This window comes from Kocuria rhizophila (assembly GCF_003667225.1).
Lineage (GTDB): Bacteria > Actinomycetota > Actinomycetes > Actinomycetales > Micrococcaceae > Kocuria > Kocuria rhizophila.
Map to the genome: position 1 here is coordinate 1 of NZ_RCOM01000120.1, position 4,716 is coordinate 4,716.

At 71.6% G+C, this 4,716-nt stretch carries 4 protein-coding genes and 4 tRNA genes; 3 read left to right on the forward strand and 5 right to left on the reverse strand.

From position 1 onward, the window contains the following. Window positions 1-235: 235 nt before the first annotated feature. From fmt to D9R02_RS11215, 4 genes are all read right to left on the reverse strand, one after another. Window positions 236-1,159, reverse strand: a complete 924-nt coding sequence (gene fmt, locus D9R02_RS11200; protein WP_070638541.1) for a methionyl-tRNA formyltransferase — start codon at window positions 1,157-1,159, stop codon at window positions 236-238. Window positions 1,160-1,170: 11 nt separating this feature from the next. After that, window positions 1,171-1,896, reverse strand: coding sequence for a peptide deformylase (gene def, locus D9R02_RS11205; RefSeq protein WP_070637915.1), 726 nt, complete (start codon window positions 1,894-1,896; stop codon window positions 1,171-1,173). Between the two features lie 48 nt (window positions 1,897-1,944). After that, window positions 1,945-2,862, reverse strand: coding sequence for a cytochrome (locus D9R02_RS11210; RefSeq protein WP_147435362.1), 918 nt, complete (start codon window positions 2,860-2,862; stop codon window positions 1,945-1,947). 101 nt (window positions 2,863-2,963) lie between these two features. Then, window positions 2,964-3,035: transfer RNA gene (locus D9R02_RS11215), tRNA-Val, on the reverse strand. Window positions 3,036-3,300: 265 nt separating this feature from the next. Between D9R02_RS11215 and D9R02_RS11220 the strand changes: the two genes are divergently transcribed. From D9R02_RS11220 to D9R02_RS11230, 3 genes are all read left to right on the forward strand, one after another. Beyond that, a tRNA-Gly gene (locus D9R02_RS11220) sits at window positions 3,301-3,373 on the forward strand. A 57-nt stretch (window positions 3,374-3,430) separates the two neighbouring features. Beyond that, a tRNA-Cys gene (locus tag D9R02_RS11225) sits at window positions 3,431-3,501 on the forward strand. A 36-nt stretch (window positions 3,502-3,537) separates the two neighbouring features. Then, window positions 3,538-3,612 (forward strand) — tRNA-Val (locus tag D9R02_RS11230). A 129-nt stretch (window positions 3,613-3,741) separates the two neighbouring features. On the opposite strand, the gene D9R02_RS11235 is transcribed toward D9R02_RS11230, so the two are convergent. Beyond that, window positions 3,742-4,698, reverse strand: coding sequence for an ornithine cyclodeaminase family protein (locus tag D9R02_RS11235; protein ID WP_102613984.1), 957 nt, complete (start codon window positions 4,696-4,698; stop codon window positions 3,742-3,744). Window positions 4,699-4,716 lie beyond the last annotated feature (18 nt).

Below are 4,716 nucleotides of genomic sequence, written 5' to 3' on the forward strand. Positions count from 1 at the left end.
CGGTTCGGGCGGTCGCCGGGGCGGACCGCGGAGCCGGTCGCTCCGCCACGCCGGTCCCCCGGTCCGCGCCGTGGGTTCCCGGCCCGACCCTGGTCGGTGCCGCCGCGGGAGCGGAAGGAGTCCCGCGCCGCCCGGGGGCCGTCCTCACGGCCGCCGGAGCCGCCTCGACCGGCCCGTCCTGGACGGTCCCGGCCGTCCTCCTGCCCACCCTGTCCGTGGGTGCTGCGGTCCTGACTCATACGAACGCCACCTGTTCCATGTGCTGCTTGCCACGGGCCCAGTCCAGGGCCGCCATGGGCTTCTTGCCTGCGGGCTGCACGCGGGTCAGTTCCACCGCGTAGGACCCGGTCCCGGCGAAGACCTGCCGGTCCCGGATCTCGACGTGACCCGGGGTGATCCCCGTGACCTGGGGTGCCGGCACCACGCGTTCGATCTTGACGCGCTGGCCGTCGAACTCCGTCCACGCCCCGGGCTCCGGGGTGACGCCGCGGACGTGGTGCGCCACCACCACGGCAGGCTGTGACCACGTGATCCGGGCGTCCGGGCCGGTGAGCTTGGGCGCCGCGCTGGCCTCTCCGCGCTGAGGCTCCGGGTGGAGGGCACCCGAGGCCACCCCCAGCAGGGACTCGGCGAGCAGCGGGGCCCCTGTGTGCGCGAGCCGGTCCAGGACGGTGCCGGCGGTGTCCTCCTCGGAGACCTCGTCCGTGAGGGTTCCCACCACGGGGCCGGTGTCCATCCCCTGGTCCAGCACGAACGTGGAGGCGCCCACCACGCGGTCCCCCGCCATCAGTGCTCGCTGGACGGGGGCCGCCCCGCGCCACTGCGGGAGCAGGGAGAAGTGCAGGTTGATCCAGCCGTGCTCGAACACGTCCAGCGCGGCCTGCGGCAGGAGCGCGCCGTAGGCCACGACGGCGGCAATGCTCGCGCCCGTGGCCCGCAGGGCGTCGTGCAGCTCCGGGCCCACCCGGTTGGCCTTGAGCACGGGAAGGTCCAGTTCCTCGGCCCGGCGCGCCACTGCAGACGGCGTCATGGTCTTCTTCCGACCCACGGGGGCGTCCTCGCGGGTCAGCACGGCCACCACCTGCAGCCGGGGATCCTCGTGCAGCGCCTCCAGGGGCGGGACCGCGGTGTCCGGGGTGCCCGCGTAGAGCACCTTCAACGGTTCCTGGCTCATCGGATTCCTTCCGCCCGGTGGAAGGCACTGGCTCCGCGGGCGCCGTCAGGGTGGGAGGCGGAGGACGAGCGGGCGAACGCGGAACCCCGCGCGGCGGCGTCGTGCTCCGGGCCGGTTGCGGAACCGCGGGCCGTGCGGAACGCAGCGGCACCAGAGGCCTGGGAGGAGGCGCCGGGAGCCACACCCCGGGCGCCGCGCTGCTCGTCCCGCTCCCGCGCGATCCGCTCGGTCGTGGCACGGAACGCGTCGCTGCGCAGCTGCCTCATGGCGTCCTTGCGCTCCTCACCCTCCAGGCGGTCGACGTACAGCCGGCCGAAGAGGTGGTCGGTCTCGTGCTGGAAGCAGCGGGCCAGCAGTCCCGTGGCCTCGCGGTGGACGGGATTGCCGTGCATGTCCACGCCCGTGATCGTGGCGCTGTCCCTGCGGGGAGTCTCGTACGAGAGGCCCGGCACGGACAGGCAGCCCTCGCCACCCTCCTGCGGCTCGTCCCCCACGCTCAGCCGCGGGTTGACCACGTGGCCCTCGTCCCCGTGAATGCCCCACGTGAAGACCTGCAGCCCCACGCCCACCTGGGGGGCGGCGAGACCCACCCCGCCCACGGCGTACATGGTCTCGAGCATGTCCCGCACGAGCGTCCGGAGGGACTCGTCGAACTCCGTGACCTCCTGGGCGGGGGTCCGCAGCACCGGGTCCCCGATGGTGCGGATGCGCAGAATACTCACCGTGTGATGCTCTCCTCGCGAGGGTGGGGTGGATGTGAACAGCTCGTCTCAGTCTACGGCGGGCCCGGCCACGGTCCGGGTCTCCGGGGCCGCTCCCCCCGCCACCCGGCCCGTGGGCCGACCCTCGAGCGGCGGCGGGGCGATGCTGCGCAGCTGCGGGCCCGCCGCGTCCAGCTGCGCGGACCGTGCCCAGACCCTGGCCAGGGCGCAGAACTTGTACCAGTGCGCCGGCAAGTGCTCGGCCACCGCCTGCACGGTCAGCGCCTCGGTCTCCCCGATGGCCACGGCCATGAGCACCTCGGCATCCCCGTACGCCCAGGGCTCCCACTGCCCGGCGGCGGCGTCCACCAGGGACTCCTCCGCCTTGAGCCCGGCAACCAGCTGGGTCACCACCTTGGGATCCGGTGCCTTCACACGCCCGGTGCGGTCCGTCCCCTTGGTCTTGTAGTCGATCAGGCAGACCTTGCCGCCGATCCGCGCCACCAGGTCCAGGGTCCCGGCGTAGCCCACCGTGGAGTTCCACACGGTGATCTCCGCCGCGAGCGGCTCCGGGCGGTAGAGCTGCCACCACTGGTCCGCACTGTCCGCGAACCGTGCCTCGTGGTGCTCCTCCAGGTCCGCACGGGCCCGCTCCACCTGGTGGTCCCGGCCCATGGCACGCAGCGCGAGCTGCTCGCAGTAGTCGTGCACGCGGTCCCCCCGCTGCGCGGCCTGGTCCCTGTGCCGTTCAGCGGCCTTCGCGGCGTGGTTGACCAGGGCACGGCGGCGTCGGGAATCCCGCAGTGCGTCCGGCAGCTGCGGGTCCGCGGCGAGGGCCTGGGCCGCGCTGTAGCCGTACCAGCCGCCCAGGTCGTTGGCCTCGCAGCCGATGATCGTGGTGATGGACGGAACCTCCAGGTCCCCGCCCTCCCTGCGCGCGTACATGCGACCGGTGGGCGTGGACTGGGCCAAACGGGGTTGCGTCATGGGCCCAGCGTAGGAACGGGCGCAGACACGGACACGGCGCGAACACAGTGCGGACACGAAAAAACCCGGCCCCTCCCGGGACCGGGTTTCTCGTCGTTCCGTGCGCGATACTGGGATCGAACCAGTGACCTCTTCGGTGTGAACGAAGCGCGCTACCGCTGCGCCAATCGCGCTTGCAACGTTGAAGACTCTAGAACACATGATCCGCGATCGGCAAATCCACGTCCCTCCCCCGTGTGGCCCGCGGCCGGCGACGGCGATTTGCCCGGACCCGGGCGTGTGGGTAATGTTCTTCCTCGTTGGCAACGCCCCGCAGGCCAGGACCACCGGATGAAAACACCCGGAAGTCGCAGCAAGCGGGTAGCGCGAAAACCTGTGATACAGTTTCCGCTCGGAAGAACGGAGAACCGCAGACCAGGTTTCCGATCGACCAACAATGCGGACGTAGCTCAGCTGGTAGAGCATCACCTTGCCATGGTGAGGGTCGCGGGTTCGACTCCCGTCGTCCGCTCGCAGTTTTCGACCCTGGTCGAGACCTGAGACCTTGTCCTCCAAGGATCTGGTCCCCGGTGGGGTGGCCGAGTGGTTAGGCAGCGGCCTGCAAAGCCGTCAACGCGGGTTCGAATCCCGTCTCCACCTCGGTGCAACTACCTCGTTCAATACACTGAACATTGAGCGCGATTGGCGCAGCGGTAGCGCGCTTCCCTGACACGGAAGAGGTCACTGGTTCGATCCCAGTATCGCGCACCAGGAACAACCCCGGAACCCTGGTTCCGGGGTTTTCTCATGTCCGGGCACTCCCCCGTCACGTCCCTCTGGTGCGGGTGGGTTCTGGTGCTCCCGTGGGGCGCGGCCCTGTGGGCCGCGCCCGGATGGGAGTCACGGCGTGTCCGCGGCCTCCAGCACGCCGGCCGCCACCGCGAGGTCCTGCCAGCTCATCCCCACGCACTTGAACACGCGGGGCCGGTCCTCGGCCACGGCTGCGCGTCCCGCGACCACGTCCGCGAGCGGCACGAGCGCCTCCTCCGCCAGCACCCCGTGGGCAACGGCCTGAATCACGTCCCCCGCCTCCCGCAGCGCCGTCCCGCGGTCCTCCACGACCACCTGGGCGCGGGCCATCATCGCGTCGTCCAGCTCCCGGGCTCCGGGCTCGTGAGAGCCCATGGCGACGACGCACGCCGAGTCCCGAACCAGCGTCCCGTCGAACAGCGGCTGGGACGCGGAGGTCGCACACACCACGATGTCCGCCGAGCCCACCTCGTCCGCGTCACCCGCACGGGCCGTCAGCCCGAGGGACCGCGCGTGCTCGACGGCCGCATCGACCTTCTCCGGGGACCGCCCGCACACGACCACCTCGTCGAGAGCCCGCACGTCCGCGAACGCCTTGATGTGGGACAGCGCCTGCGGGCCCGTGCCGAACACCATAAGGGTGCGGGCGTCCGGGATTGCCAGGTGGTCGGCGGCCAGTGCAGAGATCGCCGGCGTGCGCAGCGTGGTGAGCGCATTGCCCTCCATCATGGCGCGCACAGTGAGCGTGGCGGTGTCCAGCAGCAGATAGGTTGCCTGGATCCGCGGCAGGCCCCGCTGCGGATTTCCCGGGGAGACCGAGGCCACCTTGATGCCGCTCCACGGCCCCAGCACGGAGGGCATGAGCAGCATGTGGCCCTCCCCCGCCGCCACGTTGTCGCGGGCCGGATCCTCCTCGGGGCGGAAGCCGTCCTGCAGCGTCTCGGCCAGCAGCTGACGGGCGCGCCGTGGGCTCACGGCCTCGAGGATCTGCCGGGCGGTGAACCACTGCGGTGCGCTCTCGGGTGTGCTCTGCTGGGGCTGGGTCATGCGTGGATCCTCCTGACG